At 32.3% G+C, this 20,273-nt stretch carries 17 protein-coding genes; 7 read left to right on the top strand and 10 right to left on the bottom strand.

Features of this window, described 5'->3' with window-relative positions; all coding sequences use genetic code 11:
* Nucleotides 1-247 precede the first annotated feature (247 nt).
* The 6 genes from murQ to LPB87_RS10670 all read left to right on the top strand — a co-directional run bounded on the left by murQ (nt 248) and on the right by LPB87_RS10670 (nt 3,837).
* Complete coding sequence (murQ, locus tag LPB87_RS10645; protein ID WP_230727882.1) at nt 248-1,060, top strand: N-acetylmuramic acid 6-phosphate etherase; 813 nt, start codon at nt 248-250, stop codon at nt 1,058-1,060.
* 46 nt (nt 1,061-1,106) lie between these two features.
* On the top strand, nt 1,107-1,328 hold the full coding sequence (locus tag LPB87_RS10650; protein ID WP_129537816.1) for a DUF6095 family protein: 222 nt from the start codon (nt 1,107-1,109) through the stop codon (nt 1,326-1,328).
* A 34-nt stretch (nt 1,329-1,362) separates the two neighbouring features.
* Complete coding sequence (locus tag LPB87_RS10655) at nt 1,363-1,935, top strand: pentapeptide repeat-containing protein (RefSeq protein WP_129537815.1); 573 nt, start codon at nt 1,363-1,365, stop codon at nt 1,933-1,935.
* Between the two features lie 2 nt (nt 1,936-1,937).
* Nucleotides 1,938-2,516, top strand: coding sequence for a DUF1572 family protein (locus LPB87_RS10660; protein WP_230727883.1), 579 nt, complete (start codon nt 1,938-1,940; stop codon nt 2,514-2,516).
* 135 nt (nt 2,517-2,651) lie between these two features.
* Nucleotides 2,652-3,023 carry a DNA topoisomerase IV gene (locus LPB87_RS10665; protein ID WP_230727884.1) on the top strand — a complete coding sequence of 124 codons (372 nt, stop codon included), beginning with the start codon at nt 2,652-2,654 and terminating at the stop codon, nt 3,021-3,023.
* Nucleotides 3,024-3,060: 37 nt separating this feature from the next.
* Complete coding sequence (locus LPB87_RS10670) at nt 3,061-3,837, top strand: TerC family protein (RefSeq protein ID WP_129537812.1); 777 nt, start codon at nt 3,061-3,063, stop codon at nt 3,835-3,837.
* 614 nt (nt 3,838-4,451) lie between these two features.
* On the opposite strand, the gene LPB87_RS10675 is transcribed toward LPB87_RS10670, so the two are convergent.
* From LPB87_RS10675 to ychF, 8 genes are all read right to left on the bottom strand, one after another.
* Nucleotides 4,452-7,175 (bottom strand): DNA gyrase/topoisomerase IV subunit A, encoded by a 2,724-nt coding sequence (locus LPB87_RS10675; protein ID WP_129537811.1) that lies wholly within the window; start codon nt 7,173-7,175, stop codon nt 4,452-4,454.
* A 30-nt stretch (nt 7,176-7,205) separates the two neighbouring features.
* Nucleotides 7,206-8,273, bottom strand: a complete 1,068-nt coding sequence (locus LPB87_RS10680; protein WP_230727885.1) for a PDDEXK nuclease domain-containing protein — start codon at nt 8,271-8,273, stop codon at nt 7,206-7,208.
* A gap of 20 nt (nt 8,274-8,293) precedes the next feature.
* A complete protein-coding gene (locus LPB87_RS10685; RefSeq protein ID WP_129537809.1) occupies nt 8,294-10,165 on the bottom strand; it encodes a DNA topoisomerase IV subunit B in 1,872 nt (623 codons plus the stop codon).
* A 271-nt stretch (nt 10,166-10,436) separates the two neighbouring features.
* The gene (gene pncB / locus LPB87_RS10690) at nt 10,437-11,615 is read right to left on the bottom strand and encodes a nicotinate phosphoribosyltransferase (RefSeq protein WP_129537808.1); all 1,179 of its coding nucleotides are present in this window, start codon (nt 11,613-11,615) and stop codon (nt 10,437-10,439) included.
* 99 nt (nt 11,616-11,714) lie between these two features.
* The gene (locus LPB87_RS10695; RefSeq protein WP_230727886.1) at nt 11,715-12,692 is read right to left on the bottom strand and encodes a transglutaminase domain-containing protein; all 978 of its coding nucleotides are present in this window, start codon (nt 12,690-12,692) and stop codon (nt 11,715-11,717) included.
* 3 nt (nt 12,693-12,695) lie between these two features.
* A complete protein-coding gene (locus LPB87_RS10700; protein ID WP_129537806.1) occupies nt 12,696-13,220 on the bottom strand; it encodes an NAD(P)H-dependent oxidoreductase in 525 nt (174 codons plus the stop codon).
* A gap of 16 nt (nt 13,221-13,236) precedes the next feature.
* On the bottom strand, nt 13,237-14,148 hold the full coding sequence (locus tag LPB87_RS10705) for a YihY/virulence factor BrkB family protein (RefSeq protein WP_230727887.1): 912 nt from the start codon (nt 14,146-14,148) through the stop codon (nt 13,237-13,239).
* A gap of 359 nt (nt 14,149-14,507) precedes the next feature.
* Nucleotides 14,508-15,602, bottom strand: a complete 1,095-nt coding sequence (gene ychF / locus LPB87_RS10710) for a redox-regulated ATPase YchF (protein ID WP_129537803.1) — start codon at nt 15,600-15,602, stop codon at nt 14,508-14,510.
* Nucleotides 15,603-15,837: 235 nt separating this feature from the next.
* On the opposite strand from ychF, the gene LPB87_RS10715 reads away from it, so the two are divergent.
* Entirely contained in the window at nt 15,838-18,504 is a 2,667-nt protein-coding gene (locus LPB87_RS10715) for a TonB-dependent receptor (RefSeq protein WP_230727888.1), read from the top strand.
* 71 nt (nt 18,505-18,575) lie between these two features.
* Here LPB87_RS10715 and LPB87_RS10720 read toward each other — a convergent pair whose 3' ends face one another.
* A complete protein-coding gene (locus LPB87_RS10720; protein WP_230727889.1) occupies nt 18,576-19,739 on the bottom strand; it encodes a hypothetical protein in 1,164 nt (387 codons plus the stop codon).
* A gap of 158 nt (nt 19,740-19,897) precedes the next feature.
* Entirely contained in the window at nt 19,898-20,248 is a 351-nt protein-coding gene (locus tag LPB87_RS10725) for a 4Fe-4S dicluster domain-containing protein (RefSeq protein WP_129537800.1), read from the bottom strand.
* Nucleotides 20,249-20,273: the final 25 nt, after the last annotated feature.

Consider the following 20,273-nt stretch of genomic DNA (forward strand, 5'->3'; position numbering starts at 1 on the left):
GGGCGTGCCCCTCTGGGTCGGGCTTTTGGCTATATCTTTTTTTTCGTTCCTCACAAAAAAGGATGCCTCCTCAATCCCTCACGCGACTTAAAAATTAAAAAAACTCATTTTTCAAACAATAAATATTCAGTTTTTTTTATTTCTATTTTTTTAACTAATTCGCTCTATTTCATATGAATTGTTTAACACTTAGTAGGAAAAACTTTGTAACTTTGATGCTTTGTAACTTAGAAACTCAAAAAACAAAATGACATTTACAAAAATAACAGAGCAGTCCTCAAAATACGAACATCTGGAAAAAATGTCTGTACATGACTTACTGACTAACATTAATCAGGAAGACAAAACAGTTCCCTTTGCAGTAGAAAAAGCAATTCCTCAAGTAGAAGCTTTAGTAGCTCAAATCGTAACCAAACTAAAACTTGGCGGACGATTATTTTATATAGGAGCAGGAACATCTGGTCGTTTAGCAATTGTAGATGCTTCAGAATGTCCTCCTACGTTTGGTGTTCCATTCGATTTAGTAAACGGAATCATTGCAGGTGGAGACAAAGCTATTCGCCAAGCTGTAGAAAATGCCGAAGATAATCCAAAACAAGCATGGATCGACCTACAAGCACATAACATTACCGAAAACGATGTTGTAATAGGTATTGCAGCTTCAGGAACTACTCCTTACGTAATTGGAGGATTAGAGCGTTGCAATGAAAATAATATTATTACGGGATGTATAACATGCAATGCCGAAAGTCCACTTTCGCAAACAGCACAATTCCCAATAGAAGTAGTTGTAGGACCTGAATTCATTACTGGAAGCTCCAGAATGAAAGCTGGAACCGCACAAAAATTGGTTCTTAATATGATTTCGACAACGGCTATGATTCAACTCGGAAAAGTAAAAGGGAACAAAATGGTTGATATGCAATTAAGCAACAGCAAATTAGTTGACCGTGGTGTAAAAATGATTATGAGCGAAATTCCCGTCTCATACGAACAAGCAACTGAACTATTGCATACTTATGGAAGTGTACGAAAAGCAATAGAGAATCATAATATATAAAAGTGACATGTATTTTATAAAACATGAAACTGAAAATTAAAAAAATATGGGAACAAACAAAGAGTTAATAGGAAAAGGAATTAAATATTTATCTGGGTCTTTACCCCTATTATTTATTGGTCCATCGGTAATATACAATGCGTTTATGAACAAGCAAAACGTTTGGCATTACTTGGTTCTTGCTATTGGTATCATTGCCTGTTTAGCCGGAATGTATTTAATCTTTTATGGTTTAAAAACAATTATGCGAGGTCTATTTAATGACTAATTTCTTTAATTCAAATAAACACTAAAAGACTACAATGGATAGCTTAATTCATATTCAAAAAACATTCGATAAGGTTGTCTATATTGATAAGAAAATAAACAATCGCGAATTTGAAGATTGTGTATTTAGAAACTGTGATTTCTCAAACAGTAATTTTGCCTACAATACTTTTTTAGATTGTGAATTTATCGATTGTAATTTATCGATGACAAGTTTAAAAGGAACAAGTTTAAAAAATGTAACCTTTAAGAACTGCAAACTCCTCGGAATTGCATTTAATGAATGTGAAGATTTTCTATTTCAGGTATATTTTGAAGAATCTGCTTTAGACTACGCTTCATTTTCGAATAAAAAAATGCCAAAAACAAAATTTATAAATTGTTCGATGAAAGAAACTACTTTTATTGGTACCAACTTAACAAGTTCTGTTTTTGACAATTGTAATTTGGAAGGAGCCATTTTTAACGAAACACAATTGGCTAGTGTTAATTTTAAAACTGCTTATAATTTTAAAATTGACCCAGAATTTAATCCCATGAAAAAAGCACAATTCTCAACCGAAGGTGTTTTGGGACTTTTGGACAAATATGACATTAAAATTGTATAATTATGAATGCATCCGAATCGTATTTAGAAAGTATAAAAAAACAGTTTTTATATTATAAAACCCTAGGTGAAAAAGCAATCGCACAACTCGAACCCGAACAGCTTTTTGTTACCGTAAATGAAGATACAAATAGTATTGCTACTATAGTAAAACACCTCTCAGGTAACATGCTTTCGCGTTGGACCGATTTCCTTACAACAGATGGTGAAAAAGAATGGCGTAATCGGGATGACGAATTTGAAAATGACATACAATCAAAGGATGAAGTAATGGTTACTTGGGAAAAAGGCTGGAAATGTCTTTTTGATGCTTTAAACAATTTAAAACCCGACCAGCTCTCAGATATTATATATATCAGAAACGAAGGCCATACCATAATCGAAGCCATCAACAGACAATTAGCACATTATCCTTATCATGTGGGACAAATTGTATTTTATGCCAAACAATTAAAAAACAGTAGCTGGCAAAGCCTATCAATTCCAAGAAAAGAATCTAATCGTTATAATGCAATAAAATTTGCACAAGAAAAAGAAATTAAGAACTTTACAGATGAAGAGCTTAAGAAATTAAAAAAATAACACACTATTTCTTTGTGTCTGATCTGAGTAGCCCTGATTGAAACGAAAATCCTTTTTCTTTTTTTCTTTAAAAAACAAAAAGATTGTAGCGAAAAGCAGGAAAAAGCTCCAAAAAAAACACATAAATCATTTATCATGAAAAAATTACTATTACTCCCTTTATTACTTATTGTTATCTCTTGTTACAATACCGAACACAATTGCAAAGATTTTAAAACAGGAAAATTCAAGTTTGAATTTGAAGTTGATGGAGTAAAGAAAACAACTCTTTTTGAACGAAAAGATGATATTGAAATCGAAACTTTTGAAGGCAAAACCGATACTGCAACTATTCGTTGGGTAAGCGATTGCGAATATGTTCTACAAAAGAAACATCCAAAAAATAAAGCCGAAGAGAAAGCTATCGGAATGAAAATTTTAAGCACTACCAAAGATTCGTATACTTTTGAGTTCGGAATGGTTGGTTCTAACCAAAAACAACGTGGAACCGTTGTTCGAATAGATTAATTTTATCCCAATTACCCTTAATTAACACCTTTTTTAAATGGAAGTATTTTTAAATCCAGATGCATGGATTGCCTTATTGACACTGACTTTTCTTGAAATTATTTTAGGAATTGACAATATCATTTTTATATCGATAGTAACAGGCAAACTACCACCCGAAGAGCGTAAAAAAGCGACTCGAATTGGTTTGTTTTTAGCCATGTTCATGCGTATTGCTCTATTAATGGGTATCTCTTACTTAATAGCAATGAAAGCAACTGTTTTTAGCATTAATTGGGGTTGGTTAAATGCCGATTTTACTGGACAAGCTTTGATTTTATTAGGTGGTGGATTATTCTTGATCTATAAAAGCACCAAAGAAATAAGTGAAAAAGTAGATCATAAAGGCGAAGAAGAACAAACACTTAAAGGTGTTGCCAAAAAGTCTTTTTCAAATGTAATTGTACAAATTTTACTAATCGATTTAATATTTTCTGTAGATTCTATCCTGACTGCTGTAGGAATGACAAATGGTGTTACAGGTGCTTTAACGATTATGATTACAGCCGTTATTATTTCGGTAATGGTAATGATGTTGTTTGCTGTTCCTGTTGGAAATTTTGTAAATGCAAACCCTTCTATACAAATTTTAGGATTAGCCTTTTTAATCTTAATTGGATTTATGCTAATCACCGAAAGTATGCACCTATCTAATGCATCTCTAGTTGGAGAACATATTGGCGCAGTACCAAAAGGATACTTGTATTTTGCCATATCATTCTCATTGGCTGTAGAGTTTATTAATATGAAAATGAGAAAACGATCAAAATCATAACATCAAATTTTTATAATCAAAAAGCGCTAAGATAATCTTAGCGCTTTTTTTAGTTTTAAAAAAGACTTTTAAAAGTGTAAAAAATTATCTATAATAAATACAACTAATTTTCTGCCCCTCTTAAAACAGTCAATTTTAATATTAAAATTATCATAGTGATTATAATAAGAACTATTCCAAAAATCATATTCGAATTAGTCCTGTTTTGCATTGATTTTCCATAAAAATAAACAATCAATGTAATGAAGAAAACAACAGCACTAAAAACCAAATAATAAAGATCACCTAATCCGTTTCCAAAACTTAAGTAACCATTTAAACAACTAAAAATCATTAATACACTTAAGACTAAATAACAATAAAACAATATATTAAACCACTTTTTTAGATTTATCATTTGATTAAATAAGTTTAATTATTCTATTTTACTAACCCATAAATATTCTTAATTATAATACAATCTTAAAAAAGAGCACTAAATTATTATAATAAAAAAGGACTATTTCACGCTCGTGAAATAGTCTCTTTTTCTAGTTTTATTTATACTTATATTGGAAATATAAATCTCAAAATTTAATTTTAAAAAACTTACGGATTTTGAAACTATTTTGTAATTATTCTAAAACCAATCCAATTTGTCCATCATCATCAAGTTCTGTTCCAACCGAATCTTCTTCGGATAGTTCTGGTTTTGCTGGAATTTCTTCTACTGGTTCTTCAAACGGTAGCGGATCTAATAAATTAACTTGTTTTAACTTATCGGCTGTTAGCTGATTACCTAATGCTTTAAATCCTTTTACAGCAATAAAATCCTCTACATCGATATGTAAGTCCTCTTTTTGAACTCCTTTCACTTTAGTAAAAACCAATTGTGCCACAGGACGGTAATCTGTAGAAACAATTTCTAATTGAGAATTTGGGTGATCTGTAATAAAGCTTTCTTCTTTATTTTCAGTTTCAACTAGAAAACGTTTCAAAAAGTAACGTTCTTTTTCTCCATCAAAATAAATTGCCGAAATAGGCTTTTTAGGCTTCCATTTTTCCAAAACAATCATATCTTCATCAAAATGAGTTGATAATTCTGGAATAATAACTTTCAATTTACCTGTCTGACTAATAATTAATATCTTATCACTTGGCTTAAATTCTCCTAACAATTCTCCACGAGCATCTACATTCAGACGTTTTACTGTATCATCAAACCAAACTTTTCTTGGCAATAAAGTCGAAATCCCTTTTTCTTTAAGTTCGATTTTCTTAATTGGATATTTCGTCACTAAATTCCCTTTTGATCCACGGCCTTTTATAGCTAAAGCAGCAAAATCAATATCGAATTTCAGTTTCTTGATACTTCCAACCTGACGCAACAAAATAGTAATTACCTCAGCCTCTCCATTTGGGTTATGTGAAAAATAAACGACTTGTGAACCTGCAGTTTCATTGGTTAAATCATACGCTTTGTCACGCGTTACCCCCGAAACGTTAAAACGTTTTATGTATGAAGGCCCTGACTTTCCATCACGATACATCATATTATAAATCGTACGCTTATCGCTTTTATCGAAAATCGCAACGTGAATGATATCTTTACCTACAAAGGTCTTAGAATCAACTTTTGTAATTATCATTTTACCATCTCGTAAAAACACAATTACATCATCTATATCCGAACAATCCGTTAAATATTCGTCTTTTTTCAAGCTGGTTCCTACGAAACCTTCTTCGCGATTTACATACAGTTTTGTATTACGTAAAACTACTTTTGTAGCCTCAACATTGTCAAAAACACGAAGTTCAGTCTGACGCTCACGTCCCTTTCCATATTTCTCCTTTAATTTAGCAAAATAAGCAATCGCAAAATCTGTTAAATTTTCCAGATTGTATTCTACTTCCTTCATTTCATCTTCTAACTTAGCGATAAAATCATCGGCTTTATCAGAATCAAAACGGGTAATACGAATCATCGGAATTTGAGTCAAACGCTGTAAATCATCATCGTTGATATCTCTGACAAATGATTTTTTGAAAGGTTCAAATCGGTCATATAAATATTTATATAACGTTTCTCTATCAGAATATAATTTGAAATCAATGTACATTTCCTCACGAATGAAGATTTTCTCTAAAGTAGAGAAATGCCATTTATTTTTTAATTCCTCTAATTGAATTTCTAATTCTTGTCGGAGCAAATCAACTGTTCTGTTTGTTGAAATCTTCAACATTGCAGAAACTCCAATAAACAACGGCTTATTATCTTCAATAACGCAACCTAAAGGTGCGACAGAGGTTTCGCAAGCTGTAAATGCAAATAATGCATCAATTGTTTTATCTGGTGAAACTCCTGGAAAAAGGTGAATCAAAATTTCTACATCAGCTGCAGTATTATCTTCAATTTTCTTGATTTTGATTTTGCCTTTTTCATTGGCTTTCAAAATACTATCAATTAAAGTAGTCGTATTGGTCGAAAACGGAATTTGTGTAATTACAAGTGTATTCTTGTCTAATTGTGCAATTTTGGCACGTACACGTACACGTCCGCCACGCAATCCATCATTATAATTAGAAATATCAGCAATACCCTGAGTCATAAAATCAGGATACAATGTAAACGGTTTTCCTTTAAGAATTTTTATCGAAGCATCGATTAATTCATTAAAGTTATGTGGCAATACTTTAGTCGAAAGCCCTACTGCAATACCTTCGGCTCCTTGTGCCAAAAGCAAAGGAAATTTTACTGGAAGATTATTTGGTTCTGCACGACGACCATCATATGAAACACCCCAATCGGTAATTTTTGGTGAGTATAAAACCTCTAAAGCGAATTTAGATAAACGTGCCTCAATATAACGCGAAGCTGCAGCTCCATCTCCTGTTAAGATATTACCCCAGTTTCCTTGACAATCTATCAATAAATCTTTTTGACCAATTTGTACCATTGCATCACCAATACTCGCATCTCCGTGTGGATGATACTGCATGGTGTGCCCCACTACATTTGCAACTTTATTATAACGACCATCATCCAACTCTTTAAGAGAATGCATAATACGACGTTGTACAGGCTTAAATCCGTCTTCGATAGCAGGAACAGCACGTTCCAGAATTACGTACGAGGCATAATCCAAGAACCAGTCTTTATACATTCCGGTAACTTTGGTAATGGTATCACCACTCTCATCGTTATTATCGTAAAAATGTCCTCCTTCAAAAGATTTAGCATCTACTTCGATAATTTCATCAGATTCATCTTCTTCTTGATTGTCATCATAAGAATTAGTATCCTCCGAATTATTTTCTTCGTTATCTGGAATTATGTTATCGTCTTCTTCGTCTTTCATTTAATTATATTCGAAATTATAAATTTAATGCTATTTGTTTTTGATGAGTTCTTTTAAAACCTCAACACTTGGTAACACTGTTTTATATTTACTGGCAAAAATTTGCTCATTATTCTCTGGTAAAGTATATCTTACTACTGCCTCACTTTTGTTTTGGCAAAGTATAATTCCAATCGTTTTATTTTCATCTTCCAAACGCATTTCTCTATCATAATAGTTAACATACATTTGCATCTGACCTAAATCTTGATGTTTTAATTCTCCTATTTTAAGATCAATAAGTACAAAACATTTTAAAATTCTGTTATAAAAAACTAAATCAATTCGGAAGTGTTTATCATCAAATGTAATTCTTTTTTGTCTTGCGACGAAAGTAAAACCATGACCCAACTCTAGTAAAAAATGCTCTAGTTTATTAATAATTCTATCTTCAAGTTCACTTTCTGAGTATTGATGTAACTCAGGCAATCCTAAAAATTCGAGGATATATGGATCTTTAATTAAATCTTTCGGCTTTTCGATAATCTGACCTTTCTCAGAAAGTTTTAATATTCCTTCTTTATCTCTGCTTAATACTAATCTTGTATAAAGTGCCGTATCATATTGACGTTTTAACTCCCGAACACTCCAATTATGTTTTTCTGATTCTATTTTATAAAATTGTCTTTCATTTTCATCATCAATTCGCATTAAAAAAACATAATGTGTAAAAGTCAATTTAAAAAATGAAGATAAAGTTTGATAATCTAGTTTCTGGAATTCCGCAGTCAGTGACTGCGCTTTTTGAGTTTGTAAAATCCTAGTCAGTGACTCGGATTTTGAGTAAGTCATATAGAACTGTCTTATTTGCTCTAGATTTCTAAGAGAAAAGCCTTTCCCAAACTCTTTTGTCAATTGTTCAGAAAGCCCTTTTAATAATTGTTTCCCGTATTGTGCTCTTTCTTTTCCATTTTGCTCTTCTTCAACAATCATTCTTCCAATTTCAAAATACGTACAAACCATCGTTGAATTTACGGTACGTAAAACCTGTTGTCGGGCACTTTGCAATAACTCGACTACTTGTTGAAATATGACTTTATTTTGAAGATCGGTTGACAATATATTTTTATTTTAAATCTCTATACTTCCTCTTCTATCGCATCCAACTCAACCTTCAAGTTTTTAATAATAAACTCTTGTCTGTCTGGTGTGTTTTTCCCCATATAGAAAGATAGTAATTGTTCTATCGATGTATTTTTATCCATCATAATAGGATCAAGTCGAATTGTTTCTCCAATGAAATTCTTAAACTCATCTGGCGAAATCTCCCCCAAACCTTTAAATCGCGTGATTTCTGGCTTTGGCTTTAATTTTTCGATAGCAGCTTTTCGTTCGTCTTCAGAGTAGCAATAAATCGTTTCTTTCTTGTTTCGAACTCTAAAAAGCGGTGTCTGTAAGATATATAAATGACCTTCTTTTATTAATTCTGGAAAAAATTGCAAGAAAAAAGTAATCAACAACAAACGAATGTGCATACCATCGACATCGGCATCGGTTGCGATTACTATATTATTATATCGCAGTTTTTCTAATCCGTCTTCAATATCTAAAGCTGCTTGCAGTAAATTAAATTCTTCGTTTTCATACACAATTTTCTTGGTCATTCCGTATGAGTTCAAAGGCTTACCACGCAAACTAAAAACCGCTTGTGTATTTACATCACGGGATTTGGTAATAGATCCCGAAGCCGAATCTCCCTCGGTAATAAAAAGGGTGCTTTCTAAGTTTCTAGGATTCTTTGTATCTGGAAGATGCGCACGGCAATCTCTTAATTTTTTATTATGCAGATTGGCTTTTTTAGCACGATCTGTTGCCAATTTTCGGATTCCAGATAATTCTTTACGTTCTCTTTCTGCTTGTAGAATTTTACGCAATAAGGCTTCTGCAGTTGTTGGATTTTTATGTAAATAATTATCTAATTTATTCTTTACAAAATCATTTACAAAGGTACGAACTGATACTGGTGGCGTTCCATCATCAGATCCCATATCCATCGAACCTAATTTGGTTTTGGTCTGAGATTCAAATACAGGCTCCATAACCTTGATGCTAATCGCACTCACAATCGATTTACGGACATCTGATGCTTCAAAACTTTTGTTGTAAAACTCTCGTATCGTTTTCACAATTGCTTCTCTGTAAGCTGCTAAGTGCGTTCCTCCTTGCGTTGTGTTCTGACCATTCACAAAAGAGTGATATTCCTCACTATATTGTGTTTTACTATGCGTTAGAGCAATCTCAATATCCGTATCTTTTAAATGAATAATTGGATATTCTAAATCTTCAGCATTAATTGTTTCTTCTAATAAGTCTCTAAGACCATTTTCTGAATAGTATTTTTCGCCATTGAAAATGATTGTCAAACCATTGTTTAGGTAACAATAGTTTTTAACCATTTTTATTACATATTCTAATCTGAATTTATAATTTTTAAAAATGGCTTCATCTGGAATAAAAGTTACTTTTGTTCCTTTTCGTTTTGTTGTATCAATTACATCTTCTTCATGAACCAGATTTCCTGCTGAAAATTCGGCTGCTTTTTGTTTGTCGTCACGTACAGATTCTACACGAAAATAATTAGAAAGTGCATTTACTGCCTTGGTTCCTACTCCATTTAATCCTACTGATTTTTGAAAAGCTTTGGAGTCATATTTTCCTCCTGTATTCATTTTTGAAACTACATCAACTACTTTTCCTAGAGGAATTCCACGACCGTAATCACGAACCGATACGGTTTTATCTCTGATAGTTACTTCAATAGTTTTTCCTGCACCCATAACGAATTCATCGATACAGTTGTCTAAAACCTCTTTTAACAGAATATAAATACCATCATCAGGTGATGATCCATCTCCCAATTTTCCGATATACATTCCGGGACGCATACGAATATGTTCTTTCCAGTCGAGTGATCGAATATTATCTTCGTTATATTGATTTTGCTCTAGCATAAATGAGTTTTGGATTTTTTGCTAATGTACTATATCTCCTTAAAAAATGAAAGTCAATCTTTTGAAAGTTATCAATAAAAGCGTCTTTTAAACCCATTTATTTAAATCAAAAAGAGAAACTCATTAAAATCATAAAAAAAATGCTTTTTAAGCAAAAATTTAAGAGCCTATTAATAATTTAAGTATTCAGATTTTATAAATTATTCTTCTACAAACAAGATAAATATTAAAAGAAAAACAAACCTAATTTTTGAATAAATTCAAATAAATTCTAAGACTTGATCCCTAAAACTTGTTTTGCCAATGCAATCATTTCGGGAGTTCCCGTATTTTTATTTTTTTCATCCGAAAGTTTAACCACCCCTTCCCAATGGGTAAAATCTGGCTTTGTCTCAGTTAATTTAATAACCATGTTCATTGCTGGCAAACCTACATCGTTAGTGAAATTAGTACCAATTCCAAATGACATTTTTATTTTGTCTTTACAAAAATCGGATATAACTTTTACTTTTTCTAAGTTTAATGAATCTGAAAAGACTATTATTTTTGACTTCGGATCTATTCCTAACTTGATATAATGTGCGATTGTTTTTTTGGCAAATTCAATTGGATCTCCACTATCATGACGAACTCCATCAAAAAGTTTTGAGTATTTTTTATCAAATTGCTCAAAAAACACATCAGTTGTATAAGTATCCGTTAAAGCAATCCCTAAATCTCCTCCATACACCTGTGTCCAATTCTCTAAACCAACTATATTAGCCACTTTAAACCCGTATTGCGCGGCATGAAACATAAACCATTCATGCGCATGCGTACCCAAAGGTCGCTTACCATTAAGCATTGCCAAATGTACATTGCTTGTACCCAGAAAACTTTCATTACCAAAAGTCGCTAGTGTCTCATTGACCAAGGTATGTACTTTGTATGAATGACGTCGTCTTGTACCAAACTCCAAAACTGAAGCTCCCAATGCATTGTAATTTTCTATCTTACTCTTGGTAATATCCTGAACCGCTTTATCATCTATCCTATCTAAATTCTGAGATGCATAAAAAAGCTCCGAAATTAAAGCCATCAATGGAACTTCCCATAAAATAGTACGATACCAGAACCCTTCGATTGTAATATTCAAATCAGAACCAACTTGTTCAATTTCAACCTCTGAAGCATCAAAAGTATAGCCTTGTAAAAAATCTAAATAGGTTGGATCTAAATACGGACAATGTTTCTTTAAATATATTTTTTCTTCTTGAGTCAACTGCAACTTTACCATTGCTTCAACTGAATGACGCAATAAAACAGCAAACCCTGGAGGAAAAACATGTTTCCCTCTATTTATAAATTTATAGCGGACTTTTGCTTTAGGAAATAACTTAATTACAGCGTGCTGCATCGTAAATTTATAGAAATCGTTATCTAATATTGATTTCAGGAAGATTGTTCCCATATACAAATTGCTTTATTAATTTTAAAAAACTTTGATTGCTAAGATACGGCAATTCAACAAAAAAATAAAATCACCTAAACACTCATCCTCAAATTATCTCTACTTTGAAATTATTTTAAAAGAAGCGACACTATTCTGATAGAGAAAAAAAGTAATAAACGAACCCATTTTTTTATCATAAGTAATCTGAAATTCTAAACTTCCTCCTACTTCTTTTGAATTTTCTACTTTGCTTGGTTGCCCTTTTTTTAAATAATAAAATGTATCAGATTTTGAAATGTTATGTATTTTAAAAGTTATTTTATCACCATCATTAGCTTTAATTATTCCTGAATCAGGCTTTAAAATTTCGAGATTTTCTTCAATAGATTTATCATAAATCAAAGGCCCATTTAAAAATTTTTCTTGATTTAATTTACTTCCCAAATACATCCCTGAATCTGGAAAATGCTTCGCGAAAAAATATTTGGGATTCGTATCAAAGTAAGCGGAGTTAAAATAATTTACCATTTTATTTTTATTACTGTCATAATATCCTTGTCCCCAAGTTACGTCGACCAAAATCCATTTTCCGTCAACCTGAACAATATTCCAAGCATGATTAGACAACAGTTTTTTTCGACCAATATCTGTCAATAATCGCTTAGAGTCACCTCGAATTACTTGAGATTCCAAACCTACCAAAGAAGCTAAACGTTGGTATAAAAGCGTAAACCCTTCGCAAACTGCTTTTTGAGAATCAAATGCTTTTTGCCACGTTTTTGCTTTTATTAACTCTATTTGTTTTTGCTTTTCAGCTTCATTTCTATAGCTAAATTGTACTGGTTTCTGTGGATTTAGATAAACTTTATAATCATATTTAATATTTAAAGCAATCCAACTATAAATAGCTCTTGCCTTATCATATTCTGAAGTAAAATCTTTTTGAATTCTCATCGCTAGATCTTCTGTAGAACTAAAATGTTTCGGATATCTCAGCACTATAGCATCAATTGCATTGTATTTTTGTGAATACGTTGCATCCAAAAAAACAGAATTAAGTATAAATAATATAAAGGCAATCTTTTTTATTGTCATCGATTAAAAACTAGACTTAATAATGTCTTTTAATTCTTTATCTAACTCTGTATTTGATATTTTATTTTCTTCTAAATCAAAATTAGCATTAAAACTCGGCAATGAAAAACTTGCTTTTATCTCGGTACCATAACGCGGAAATAATTTTGTTGCAATTTCTAAAACTGAAGCTCCTCCTCTCGCTCCTGGCGATGTAGCTAATAACAACATTGGCTTATGCTGAAAAACATCTTTCTCGATACGCGAACACCAATCGAAAACATTCTTGAAAGCAACTGAATAATTTCCGTTGTTTTCTGCCATAGAAACTACCAAAACATCTGCCTCCGCCAATTTTCCAAGAAAAGCTTTTGCTACTGGGTGCTGCCCTATCTCTTTTTCAACATCAACACTAAATAACGGCATTGCAAAATCATTTAAATCCAACACTTCTACGCTGGCATTACTAAATTGATTTGCAGCATATGTTGCCAGTTTTTTATTGATGGAATGCTCACTATTACTTCCTCCAAAAGCTATGACTTTCATTGTTTTATATTTTTAGTTACTCTATTTCTAAGATTTCTTTTTTTATCTCTACTGAGTATTCATTGGGATAAATATTACCTCCATATGATTTAGCATATACCTTTGTAAATTCAGCTCCAAAATACAGAATAATTGCCGAATAATAGACCCAAACCAGAATTATTATTACAGAACCCGCCGCTCCATAAACCGATGCTGTCGTAGAACTTCCTAAATAAAAACCTATTGCAAATTTCCCTATCATAAATAATACTGCTGTGCAGGATGCGCCAATAAAAGCATCTTTCCATTTTATTATTCCATCGGGTAATGCTTTAAATATAATTGCAAAAAGCAAGGTGATACTAATCAAGATAATGATTAGATTAATTACATTAAACAAATAAACGGTACTCTCAGGAAAATATAACTTTAAGCGTGCGCTCATTAAATCCAAAATAGTACTCACAAAAAGACTCACAAGCATTAAAAACCCAACTGAAACGATCATAGAAAATGACATCAAGCGGTTTTGAATGAATTTCTTAAGTCCCTTGTTTGGTTTAGCTCTCAATCCCCAAATAAAATTAATAGAACTCTGAATTTCAGCAAAAACTCCCGAAGCCCCAATTAACAACATCCCAACTCCAAAAATAGTTGCTAAAACATTACTTCCTGATAACTGCACATTTTTTATTGTTTCCTGAATTTGTATTGCCGCACTGTCACCAACCAATCCATTTATTTGACCATAAAGTTCACCCGCTACAGCATCTTCCCCAAAGAAAACACCACAAATTGTAATGATTATAATCAATAAAGGCGGTAGTGCAAAGATGGTATAGTAGGCTAATGCAGCACTTAATTTTATTGCATTATCATCGTTAAACTCTAAAAAAGTAGTTTTTAACAAATACCACGATTTGGATGCTATATTTTGTTTTTCCACAATATTCTAATTAATTATTCTCTCAAATATAAGCATTTCTAAAAAAAGAATATTCTGATATTCCTCGTAAATCTTATACTTTGCCCATGACTACCCCAGATTGCAGTGGAAAGCATTTTGAGAGAAAAACTTTTTTTTGTTACTGTAAAAAAGCGACCAAAAGAAGCTCTTTTTGTAGTATTACAAAAAAGGTTTTTCTGAAAAAGCTGGAAATAGGTTCTGAAAAATTAAACTATTAAGACATTAAATTTCATTAGGACTAAACTTAATTACTTAATAGTAAAAACAAAAAAAACTGCTGAATTTCTTCAGCAGTTTTATCTATTCTCTTTATTCTTTATTCTATCTTCTAAAGAAAATTATACGTTAAAACGGAAGTGCATTACATCTCCATCTTTTACAATATATTCTTTTCCTTCTACTTTAAATTTCCCAGCTTCTTTAGCTTTTGCTTCTGAACCGTAATGAACGAAATCTTCGTATGAAATTACTTCAGCACGGATAAATCCTTTTTCGAAATCGGTATGAATAACTCCTGCAGCTTGTGGTGCAGTAGCTCCGATATTGATTGTCCAAGCACGAACTTCTTTTACTCCTGCTGTGAAATACGTTTGTTGTTTCAACAACTTATAAGCAGCACGAATTAAAACTGATGCTCCTGGCTCTTTCAACCCCATATCTTCTAGAAAAACCTGACGTTCTTCGTAGCTTTCTAATTCTGTAATGTCTGCTTCTGCTCCTACTGAAAGGATAATAACCTCAGCATCTTCGTCTTTTACTAACTCACGAACCTGATCAACATATTTGTTACCGTTTACTGCTGCACTTTCGTCAACATTACAAACATATAATACTGGCTTTGCAGTAATCAACTGAAATGACTCCATTAAAACCTCTTCATCATTACTTTGAGGTACAATAGTACGAGCCGATTTAGCTTGCAATAATGCCTCTCTAATTCTATCTAAAAGTGCTTTTTCAGTTTGCGCTTCTTTATTTCCTGTTTTAGCTGCACGATTTACTTTTTCTAAACGTTTTTCAACAGTTTCTAAATCTTTTAATTGCAACTCAATATCAATTGTTTCTTTGTCACGAATTGGGTTTACATTCCCATCTACGTGAACAATATTATCATTATCAAAACAACGTAAAACGTGAATAATCGCGTTACACTCTCTGATGTTTCCTAAAAATTGATTTCCTAATCCTTCACCTTTACTCGCTCCTTTTACCAAACCTGCAATATCTACGATATCTACAGTTGCCATTTGAACACGTTCCGGTTTTACCAATTCTTCTAATTTTTCAATTCTTGGATCTGGTACGTTTACAACACCAATATTTGGCTCAATTGTACAAAAAGGAAAGTTTGCACTTTGTGCCTTTGCATTTGATAAACAATTAAATAATGTTGATTTTCCAACATTTGGCAATCCTACAATTCCTGCTTTCATATGTAGTTTCTATTTATTTTTATTTTCAGCTATTCAATTCTACTGAAATTTATGTTCTCACTTTTAAAAGTTTGCAAATATAAGATTTAAAACTTCGTTGTCGAACAAAAACTGTGTATTAATACACTTTTAAGCAATCTCATGAAAAATTTTAAACATTTTATTAAAGTTTTGTTAAAAAACACTACTTTTAACTAAGTATCTAACCAAAAAACAAAACCAAACTCAATTAATTATGAAAAAATTTACAGTATTAGTATTTCTACTAAATATAACATTTCTTTTTGCTCAAAAAGAAATCAGTGGTGTCGTAAAAGACAATACGGGAGCGGTGCTCTCTGGAGTTAACATTGTAGAAAAAGGGACTACAAATGGGGTATCTACCGATATGCAAGGTGGTTATATTATAAAAGTAAAAGATGGTGCTGTGTTAGTTTTTAGCTATGTTGGATACACAAATACCGAAAAAAATGCTACTAGTGGTATTATTGACATCATTATGAACGAGAATGGCGGACAAACACTAAAAGATGTTGTGATTGTTGGCTCTAGAAATACTAAAAGAACTGTCGTTAATTCGGCAGTACCAATTGATATCATCAATATAAAAGATGTTACCACACAAAGTGGAAAACTAGAAATCAATCAATTACTACAATATATCGCACCATCATTTAATGCCAACAAACAATCCGGATCTGATGGCGCCGATCATGTTGATCCCGCTTCATTAAGAGGATTAGGCCCTGATCAGACATTGGTTTTGATAAATGGAAAAAGAAGACATCAATCATCACTTGTCAATCTATTTGGAACTCGTGGGCGTGGAAACACTGGAACTGATTTAAATGCGATTCCAGCTTCGGCCATAAAAAGAATTGAAATTTTAAGAGATGGTGCGGCGGCTCAATATGGTTCCGATGCCATTGCAGGAGTCATTAACATCGTATTAAACGACAATATTAACGAACTAAACGGTTCGGTTACTTACGGAGTTTTTAATACTAAAGCTAAAGGAGATTTTCTTCCTGGTACCCCAAATACTAAAAACTATAGATTAGATCAAAATGGAAATGGAAATTCATATGGAAAAAACCAGGCTTTTGATGGTGGATCTGTAAAGGTTGCAGCCAATTATGGCGTTGCAATAGGAGAAAAAGGAGGTTTTGCTAATTTTACTACTGAATACATTAATAAAAACAAAACACTTCGTCCTACATACGATTTCAGAAAAGGTTTTGGTGATGCCGAAATACAAAGCTTTAACCTCTTCGCAAATATAGCAGTTCCTGTATCTGATAAAACTGAATTCTATGCCTTCGGAGGAAGAAACTACAGAGATACTGATGCTTACGCTTTTACTAGAAATGATGGAGAAAGAGTTGTAGAATCTATTTACCCTGGAGGATATACTCCGAGAATTACTTCAAATATTATCGACAACTCATTAGCTGCAGGATTTAGAACCGAAACTGCTAGTGGATGGAAAATTGACATTAGCAATACCTACGGAAAAAATCTTTTTCATTACTATATAAAAGGAACAATTAATGCTTCGCTTGAAGCGGCTTCTCCAACTGAATTTGATGCTGGCGGACATACCTTAACACAAAACACCACTAATTTTGATTTTTCTAAAAATTACGACTCTGTACTTAGCGGATTAAACATTGCTTTTGGAGCAGAATATCGCACAGAGAGATTCACTATTTTTGCAGGTGATGAAGGTTCTTATACAACTTACGACACAAACGGAAGACCTATTACTGATCCTACAACTCAAAGTGCTCCAACCATCCCTAATCCCGATTATGACCCTTCAGATCCAACCTCTAGCCCTACCATATCAAGACCAGGAGGATCACAAGGCTTTCCAGGATATAGTCCATTAAATACTGTTGACAAAGGCCGCACTAACCTCTCTTTATACACTGATGCCGAATTAGATATCACTGATACTTTTTTAATAAGCGGAGCAGTTCGTTTTGAAAATTACAGTGATTTCGGAAGTACTCTAAATGGTAAATTAGCGATGCGTTTAAAAGCAAGCAAAAACATAAACTTTAGAGGATCTGTAAGCACAGGATTCCGCGCTCCATCATTGGCACAAATTTACTATAATTTACATTTTACAAATTTTAATGCCAGCGGTGCTACCGAAGTATTACTTGCTCCAAACAACAGCCCAGTAACCAAAGCATTTGGCATTCAAAAATTAAACGAAGAAAAAGCTGTAAACGCTTCATTAGGATTTACTGCTAATTTTGGTGATTTTACAGCTACAGTTGATGGTTATTTTATAAAAGTTAAAAACCGTATTGTACTTACTGGCTACTTTGATGCTGCTCCATTAAATATTGGTGTTGCCGAAGCTCAATTTTTTGTAAACGGCGTAGACACTAAAACAACTGGATTAGATTTAGTTCTTGCATGGAAGAAAAAATTTGGAGGATCATTATTTAGCGCTACGCTTGTAGGTAACATCAATAACATGAAGATTGACAATGTAAAAAATGGTAGCCTACCCGAAGATACTTTTTTTGGAAGACGTGAAAGAGCATTTTTATTAGCTTCAGCACCTAAGAATAAATTTGGTTTAAACTTAAACTATGCCAGACAAAAATTTGATGCTGGTTTAGCCTTTACACATTTCAGCAAAGTCGTTTTAGTTGACTACGGAGATGAAGAAGATGTTTATCATGACAGAATAGTAACCGATTTAACACTTGGATACCAACTAACCAAATCATTAAAACTAAGTCTTGGAAGCAACAATTTATTTAATGTTTACCCAACTAAACAAGATGAAAAAGGAAATACTGAAGCTGGTGGATATTGGGATGCTGTACAAATGGGCTTCAGCGGAGCATATTACTACGCTAGACTTGGATTTACTTTTTAATCTGAAAACTAAATATAACAAAAAAATCCTGAGCATATCTCAGGATTTTTTTTTGTTACTATTTTTAAAAACTACATCTTATAATCTAATGCACCTATCAATATTTTTTCTTCATCAGTGGCTCTGAATCCTGAAGTATCCCAGTAATTAGTCAATATTTTATTCTTTTTATTGAAAAGTGTTTTCTCTTTAAAAACATCACTCTCATTATAAGTAAACTTTTGTTTATTGAAGTTTGTTGTTACAAAACTATTACGAACCTGAATATTTTTTATTTTATCTTTTAATACAAGGTCATAAGCAATTTCCTCGTTTGAACTCAATAAGTAGTAATCTAAACCATCTACTCTGTAATTCACTTTTACAAGTGATCTCGTAATATTCTTAGCTCCCACATTTGTTTTATCTTCAATTTTAGCTGCAGTTTCTGGAGTAGTGACAATCATAAATTCGATTATTAATCTTTTCTCAGGATCATAAACAATTTCAAAACTATCCATTACTTTTTTAGATATTTTTATTGGTTTTGCAAACATTACATAATAATCTTTATTACTAGGATGCCCTTTTATGATAAAATAATATTCTTTCTTTAGTTTTGAATCTAGAATTGGATCCAAATAATTCAAATTATAATAATTCTCCATAATATTATTCAAATTATATCCCTTTAAATCAGCACTTACATTGGTATCTATCAAGCCATAAGATCTATTTTGTTCTACTAGTAATGTTGTTGTTGGTTCTTTTTGATTTACCGAAAACTGAAAATTTACAAGTCCATCATTATAATAAGAGTATTTATTATCGAGCATAAAAAATTCTCTTACATACACTTTCAGCCGACAGGATACCGCTAACTTCTTAATCGAATTAGAAACAATTTTGTGCAGTATTTTATCTGGTGCTTCTTTAGATAAAACAATTTCATCTAATTTATTCTTTTTATTTTTCAGATAAATTACAAATTCATTTTCTTTTAATGCCGCCCACCGAACAATTAATGGCTCATGATTTGCTTCTGAAACTTGAAAATTAGAACCACCAGTTAACATAAAAGTTACTTTTCCATCTTGATTACTCAATAAAATTTGTTTGGTTTTAAGTACAACTACTGTTGCATCATCTATAGGAAGTTGTGTATCTATATCTTTAACAACAATCGAATATTCCTTACTTTGAGCTAAAACACTCATGCTAAACAACATAAAAAGTAAAAATAGTAATCTATTCATAGGCCCTTGATAAAGTCACTAAATGAAATGTAAAAAAAACATTACCAAATTAGCAAAAAAAAGTATTCAAAAACGATATGATTAAAAAAAATATTTAAACAAAAAAATCCTGAGCTTGATGCTCAGGATTATTCTTAAAACTCTGGAAATGAGTTATTTTATTCACCATGTAAAAACGCTTGTCTATTCAACAAGGTTTCTTCATCTTCTACGTGATTATCATCAGGTACACAACAATCAACCGGACATACTGCAGCACATTGAGGTTCATCATGAAACCCTTTACATTCGGTACATTTCCCAGGAACGATATAGTAAACTTCATCCGAAATTGGAGTTTGAGCATCTTCTGCATCAACTTCAGTTCCGTCTGGTAAAATTATCTTTCCAGATAGTTTTGTTCCATCTTTGTATCTCCAATCATCAGCACCTTCATAGATTGCTGTATTTGGGCACTCTGGTTCACAAGCACCACAATTGATACATTCGTCGGTTATAATTATTGCCATTTTATTTTTGGTTACGAGTTAAAAG

It is taken from the genome of Flavobacterium sp. EDS (genome assembly GCF_020991525.1).
GTDB lineage: Bacteria > Bacteroidota > Bacteroidia > Flavobacteriales > Flavobacteriaceae > Flavobacterium.

Excerpts from the sequence above, each read along its gene's own strand:
- pncB (WP_129537808.1), bottom strand. The coding sequence starts at position 11,615 with ATGGGAACAATCTTCCTGAAATCAATATTAGATAACGATTTCTATAAA.
- ychF (WP_129537803.1), bottom strand. The coding sequence starts at position 15,602 with ATGAAAGCAGGAATTGTAGGATTGCCAAATGTTGGAAAATCAACATTA.
- LPB87_RS10665 (WP_230727884.1), top strand. The coding sequence starts at position 2,652 with ATGAAAAAATTACTATTACTCCCTTTATTACTTATTGTTATCTCTTGT.
- LPB87_RS10695 (WP_230727886.1), bottom strand. The coding sequence starts at position 12,692 with ATGACAATAAAAAAGATTGCCTTTATATTATTTATACTTAATTCTGTT.
- LPB87_RS10725 (WP_129537800.1), bottom strand. The coding sequence starts at position 20,248 with ATGGCAATAATTATAACCGACGAATGTATCAATTGTGGTGCTTGTGAA.
- LPB87_RS10685 (WP_129537809.1), bottom strand. The coding sequence starts at position 10,165 with ATGCTAGAGCAAAATCAATATAACGAAGATAATATTCGATCACTCGAC.
- LPB87_RS10720 (WP_230727889.1), bottom strand. The coding sequence starts at position 19,739 with ATGAATAGATTACTATTTTTACTTTTTATGTTGTTTAGCATGAGTGTT.
- LPB87_RS10650 (WP_129537816.1), top strand. The coding sequence starts at position 1,107 with ATGGGAACAAACAAAGAGTTAATAGGAAAAGGAATTAAATATTTATCT.
- LPB87_RS10660 (WP_230727883.1), top strand. The coding sequence starts at position 1,938 with ATGAATGCATCCGAATCGTATTTAGAAAGTATAAAAAAACAGTTTTTA.
- murQ (WP_230727882.1), top strand. The coding sequence starts at position 248 with ATGACATTTACAAAAATAACAGAGCAGTCCTCAAAATACGAACATCTG.
- LPB87_RS10655 (WP_129537815.1), top strand. The coding sequence starts at position 1,363 with ATGGATAGCTTAATTCATATTCAAAAAACATTCGATAAGGTTGTCTAT.
- LPB87_RS10675 (WP_129537811.1), bottom strand. The coding sequence starts at position 7,175 with ATGAAAGACGAAGAAGACGATAACATAATTCCAGATAACGAAGAAAAT.
- LPB87_RS10700 (WP_129537806.1), bottom strand. The coding sequence starts at position 13,220 with ATGAAAGTCATAGCTTTTGGAGGAAGTAATAGTGAGCATTCCATCAAT.
- LPB87_RS10715 (WP_230727888.1), top strand. The coding sequence starts at position 15,838 with ATGAAAAAATTTACAGTATTAGTATTTCTACTAAATATAACATTTCTT.
- LPB87_RS10670 (WP_129537812.1), top strand. The coding sequence starts at position 3,061 with ATGGAAGTATTTTTAAATCCAGATGCATGGATTGCCTTATTGACACTG.